Here is a 4651-nt window from a genome sequence, read left to right as displayed (position 1 = left end):
AGGTGTTTTCCAATGAAGTCCGTTAATTTGTCCTTCCAAAAACTATATGCGGTGTAATTGTATCCATCTTTCATTACAATGTTGCCACCACAACTTTAAAAATACATAATTTCAATCTTTTTAACTCTCTGTCGACATAATTCGTGGCGTCACTGTGACAGAGAATTAAAGAGAACGTTTATTCCTATTAATTGCAAATGATCTTTTGATATAAAGGACCCCTTCAAACTTTTTCAAGAGTTCAAGGGGATGTATTTTATTATTTTATTTGTTCTAATACGGTCTTACTTATCTCAATTTCCACTCTTTGTTTTACCACTATTTGTGATACGGTTCACCGTAACGTTGGACAGGGTAAACTATTAAAGAATAAAAGGATATCCAACAATTAATGGATATCCTTTTTGCCTACCTTACAGATGTGAAAATAGTTATTAATAATTGTAAGAATTAGAATCTGGATTCATTGTCTTTTCAATACCAACGGTAATGACATTCAATCTTATTGCTTGATATATTCTTAAGAAACTCGGTATTTCCATTATTCCTTTTTTACCTTTAATTCTTCTAACCTTGCATTCTTGTATCAGACCATCACCGTTAACATTAAACGGAAATTGGTCTGTCCTTATGTGCCCCCACTTGAGTAGAAGTCTCTTTCTTTTCTTTAGTGTATTTAGGATTGTAGAAATAAGCCACTTATCTAAGTGCCTTAGCTGGTCTTCATCATCTAACAAGGGGTAAAAACTCATAATACCTTTGAATCTTAGTCTTTTATAAGATCCATTTAGATAATTTTTAAGCATTCTCTCATTTAGATTACCATATAAATAACGACGAATTTGCATTATCGCAGTTACAAAGTCCCTATCTTCGTCATTTCCCGGAATCATAACCGATTTTAGAGTGTCTCCATTTAATGGTTGGATTAGGTTTCTATACAGAATATAACTTATTTGTTTTTTTATCTTATTAACAGAAGAAGGTTTAATACTGATATGCTCATTGGAAAGCTTGTACCCTAAAAATTCAACATAATGCTTGTAAGAAGCGAGCTCAGAAGGCATACCTTCTTTAGATAAAATACTAATTCCATCGGATTTAAAAGAGTTAATCTTAACCCCCGCCTCTGTTGAAAACATATTAATTATTTCAAACGATTTACTTATCTTTCCATAGTCATCTGCCCAAATTATTGTGTCATCTGCGTATCTTGCAAACCTTAAACCTTCTTTTTCTAATTTTTTGTCCAACTTCCAACATGCTATGTTTGCTAGAAAAAGTGATAAAGATGTTCCTTGGGGTATTCCTTTTCCCTCTACCATATTTACTAAGAATGACTTAATAATACTTTCTTCAAATTCACTTATTAAAAAACCATTTTGATTGAATTGTTCAAATAAATAATCGTGATTAATCGAACCAAAGAAATCTTTAAAATCGAATTCAGCTACAAATGTTCTCGGGCTTAATTTTATATCAAGTCCTATATCATTTATTGCATAATGTACATTTCTGTCATTTCTGTAGGCATACGAGAACGAGCTAAATCTGTGTTTATTTTTACTTAAAAGTTTCTTATAAAAATAATTTGATACTGCTTCGTCCGGTATTTGGAATATGTATATTTCTCTTTTACCACCACCCTTTTTATCAACATAATTAATATAAGGTTGATGTGGTTTATATTCACCATTAATCAGCTTGTTAAATATTGAAGTGCCTATTTTCTTGTAATGTTTTAACACAAAATAAGGATTGTGCTTTCTATTAGCGTTCCAATGTACAGGTATTTTTACTTCTTTTGGGGGAGGATTTGTTACACGTCGCTTGTTTCTTTGATATTCTAATTCCAAAGAATTATGATAATTCTCGTGTTGTTCGACCTTCTTTTTTGCAAATTCAAATATTGAATTAATAATATCTTGTTTTAACATGCAACTTCCCCCTTTTCTAAAAAGAACTCCCTCTTTACAGAGGGAGCTCTTATCACGGAAACTATAAGTAAAAATAAGCTCAATACTCTCGATCAACTCTTTTGAGAAGCGTTGATCTCCATCGCCATTCTTTAAAAGAATGGCATCTATAGCCTCCGTTAGCCACCTAATGACGTTGTAACTATTGTATCATGAGACTAAATAGAACAAAAGAAAATTATTCCATTTTATTTAATCCCTTTGTCTGAATTCCAGAGCATAGTATTTTACATCCTTTAAAAAAGACACAGCAAAATAATTAGAGAGAGTATCAAGCTTCTTTATTTTCTTATTTATGAAGCTATCTTATAATCAAAAATACTTTTAGCAACTTCTAATCCTTCAGCTTCAACTAGTCGAATAAAGGCTTTTGCAATGATCAACTCTCTGTCATAGATTGTATTGATTTCGTCTCGTTGCTTAATTTGTATTTTTTGTAATTTTTCTGAGGCGTCAAAATAATAATAGGCATATGCATACCCCACATAGTCATCTTTAAACTTCATCTCAACAATTAATCCATCCTCATTATTTGTATAGTGAACGTATTCATAGTTAGGTAATTTGGCATTAGCAATTAACTCATCCGGCCATATTGGATTTAAATGAACTGCTTCAAACAGTGCCTTTCTTAATTTTTCACTCATCAAGTTATCTCCTTTTTAATAAATCTTCAATCAATACTTGTAAATGCTGCACAACCTGATTAAGGTATTCTTGTGCGTATTCAACTTCTTGAATTGTCCATTCCCAATCATCACGTTTACCAAACTTCTCCAAAAGCTTTAGATTTAAGTAGCGAGCAACCAATCCTGCGTTGTCTGTTTTCAAATCAGATGCTAAAAATGGATATTTCCTTATTACTGGAAGTTCTGCTAAAGTTCTTTCTTCTTTATTAAGTTGGTACTTAGTTAGTAATTCAGCAGGTATAACCTCTTGTACTTGTGTAGCAAAGTGCTTCTTGACTTGTTTGGTGTATTTATCTGGTCTTAAATAAATTGGATTAAAATCTTCCGGTTTACGTTGACTTTCAATCATTCTTCTTGCTTGATGGTCATCCAATTCACCCATTATTTGTTTCAACTGTTCAATCTTTGCTTTGATTTCTTGTTCATAAGCCTCGTATTCTTGCAGTGTTTCGGTTTGTTGATAATCCTCATAAAAGGTGTCAAAATTACCTTCAACCTCAGCCTCACCAAAATCAAAGTTCTTTATCCCTTTTTCCATTTTGGACTCAAGCTTACGCTGTTCCCTTATCTTCTTTGTTATATCTTTATACTCTTGTTCCTTTTGATATTCTTCCCACAATGGGTCTAAATTTAAATCTTTATGGCACACAACCACTGCAACATTATCTCCAGGTGTTTTCAACTGTTCAGGTGGGATTCTCCGTAAAGTTCTTCCAATAAACTGAGCATATGGTGCTAAGGATCTAAATGGGCGAAAAATTGCCGCAATTGTTAAATGCGGGTGATCATATCCCTCACCAAGTAAGGCAACATGGACTACAACTTCAACCTCATGAGCCTCTATAGCCCTTAAACGCTCATGTCGAACTGCATCCGGTAAATCACCATGAATTAAAGCTGTCCTCAGTCCTTTTTGGTGATACATATATTCTATCTCTTGGGCATGGTCAATACTACAAGCAACCGCTATTATCTTATGCGGTACTCCACTTGCTCTCTTTTCCATCAGATGTTCTGTACTTTCTTCGACTACTTGCATACTACACTCAGGGGAATAAGCAACGCTCCTACTTATCCACTCCTCATCTTTAATTCCCATTTCACGAATTTCATCTAATGTATACCTTTTATCATCTCCATCGATAGTTAAATACAATTTTTCTGGTACGACAACAAAATTTCTTAATGACTTTACATAGCCTCTTTCCATTGCTCGGCCTAGTTTATAATCAGTGACATATTTACCTTCGATAATCTTATTGTCACTTCTAAATGGTGTCCCTGTAACTTTAAGAACTTTTGCACTATCAAAGTATCTTAGAGCATTATCCCACGTTCTAGCTGGTGAATGATGTGCTTCATCAATAATAATCATATCAAAAAAGTCCATTGGTACCTTTTCTAGTAAACTATTTCGACTTCTAGCTTGTAATTTATGTACATTTAAAATTACTATATTGGCATGATCAAGATCGCTCTGTTTTATATCTTTATCATATTCTACTACTATAGGTAATTGATCAAAGCTATTAAAAACGCGTTGATTCATCCAGAAGTTAGTTGGGTTGGTTGGGTCTAATGAATCAACTACATGATCCTTAATAACTAGTTGAGGGGTAATGATTAGAACCCGTCCATCACTAATTCCAAAAGGAGCTAATGCCATTACTCCGGTTTTCCCTGTACCAGTAGGTAAAATTACCACTGCATGCTCATTGGCTTTAGATGACTTGAAATGAGTATAAATATCGTAATAAGCTAATATTTGCGGCTCCCAAAGTCGATCATTATCTGCAATAAAAGGATTTGACTTTTGGAAAAACTTAATATCAAAAAATTGCCCAGCAATACTCACAAAACTCCCCCTATCATAATTTCTACCGTATACTAATTCAACTTTAAACGGTTATTCCCTCTAATTTCATTATAAAGAAGCCTACAAATAATTTATCTGATTATCCATTTAGCTCAGTTTCCTCTTTTCAT

At 33.2% G+C, this 4651-nt stretch carries 3 protein-coding genes; all 3 read right to left on the bottom strand.

Annotated elements, in window-relative coordinates; all coding sequences use genetic code 11:
• Nucleotides 1-434: 434 nt before the first annotated feature.
• The 3 genes from RZN25_16995 to RZN25_16985 all read right to left on the bottom strand — a co-directional run bounded on the left by RZN25_16995 (nucleotide 435) and on the right by RZN25_16985 (nucleotide 4520).
• Complete coding sequence (locus RZN25_16995) at nucleotides 435-1937, bottom strand: reverse transcriptase domain-containing protein (protein ID MEQ6378511.1); 1503 nt, start codon at nucleotides 1935-1937, stop codon at nucleotides 435-437.
• A gap of 332 nt (nucleotides 1938-2269) precedes the next feature.
• Nucleotides 2270-2623, bottom strand: a complete 354-nt coding sequence (locus RZN25_16990) for a hypothetical protein (GenBank protein MEQ6378510.1) — start codon at nucleotides 2621-2623, stop codon at nucleotides 2270-2272.
• Nucleotides 2624-2627: 4 nt separating this feature from the next.
• On the bottom strand, nucleotides 2628-4520 hold the full coding sequence (locus RZN25_16985) for a DEAD/DEAH box helicase family protein (GenBank protein ID MEQ6378509.1): 1893 nt from the start codon (nucleotides 4518-4520) through the stop codon (nucleotides 2628-2630).
• Nucleotides 4521-4651 lie beyond the last annotated feature (131 nt).

The sequence above is a fragment of the Bacillaceae bacterium S4-13-56 genome, assembly GCA_040191315.1.
Lineage (GTDB): Bacteria > Bacillota > Bacilli > Bacillales > JAWJLM01 > JAWJLM01.
Note: the sequence above shows the minus strand (reverse complement) of the source record. Positions and strands in the feature narration are given on the sequence as shown.